Below are 1,240 nucleotides of genomic sequence, written 5' to 3' on the forward strand. Positions count from 1 at the left end.
AAACTGGAGCAATTGGAATTAGAAAAAGCCCAGAAGTTAGCTTTGGAAAAGAAGCGAATAGAGGATGAACTATTGGCCGCCGAAAAACTCAAACAAGAAGCTTTAGAATTAGAGAAGGCTCAGAAATTGGCTTTGGAAAAGAAACGATTGGAAGACGAACGTTTGGCTGCCGAAAAACTCAAACTGGAGCAATTGGAATTAGAGAAGTCTCAGAAATTGGCTTTAGAAAAGAAACAATTGGAAGACGAACGTTTAGCCGCTGAAAAACTCAAACTGGAGCAATTGGAATTAGAAAAAGCCCAGAAGTTAGCTTTGGAAAAGAAGCGAATAGAGGATGAACTATTGGCCGCCGAAAAACTCAAACAAGAAGCTTTAGAATTAGAGAAGGCTCAGAAATTGGCTTTGGAAAAGAAACGATTGGAAGACGAACGTTTGGCTGCCGAAAAACTCAAACTGGAGCAATTGGAATTAGAGAAGTCTCAGAAATTGGCTTTAGAAAAGAAACAATTGGAAGACGAACGTTTAGCCGCTGAAAAACTCAAACTGGAGCAATTGGAATTAGAAAAAGCCCAGAAGTTAGCTTTGGAAAAGAAGCGAATAGAGGATGAACTATTGGCCGCCGAAAAACTCAAACAAGAAGCTTTAGAATTAGAGAAGGCTCAGAAATTGGCTTTGGAAAAGAAACGATTGGAAGACGAACGTTTGGCTGCCGAAAAACTCAAACTGGAGCAATTGGAATTAGAGAAGTCTCAGAAATTGGCTTTAGAAAAGAAACAATTGGAAGACGAACGTTTAGCCGCTGAAAAACTCAAACTGGAGCAATTGGAATTAGAAAAAGCCCAGAAGTTAGCTTTGGAAAAGAAGCGAATAGAGGATGAACTATTGGCCGCCGAAAAACTCAAACAAGAAGCTTTAGAATTAGAGAAGGCTCAGAAATTGGCTTTGGAAAAGAAACGATTGGAAGACGAACGTTTGGCTGCCGAAAAACTCAAACTGGAGCAATTGGAATTAGAGAAGTCTCAGAAATTGGCTTTAGAAAAGAAACAATTGGAAGACGAACGTTTAGCCGCTGAAAAACTCAAACTGGAGCAATTGGAATTAGAAAAAGCCCAGAAGTTAGCTTTGGAAAAGAAGCGAATAGAGGATGAACGATTGGCCGCCGAAAAACTCAAACAAGAACAATTGGAATTAGAAAAAACTCAGAAATTGGCATTAGAAAAGAAACGATTGGAAGACGAAC

At 39.4% G+C, this 1,240-nt stretch carries 1 protein-coding gene; it reads left to right on the forward strand.

From position 1 onward, the window contains the following. On the forward strand, window positions 1–1,240 hold a 1,240-nt coding region (locus tag EGI26_RS07470; protein WP_255077450.1), incomplete at both ends, for a hypothetical protein.

Source organism: Lacihabitans sp. CCS-44 (assembly GCF_024343735.1).
GTDB lineage: Bacteria > Bacteroidota > Bacteroidia > Cytophagales > Spirosomataceae > Leadbetterella.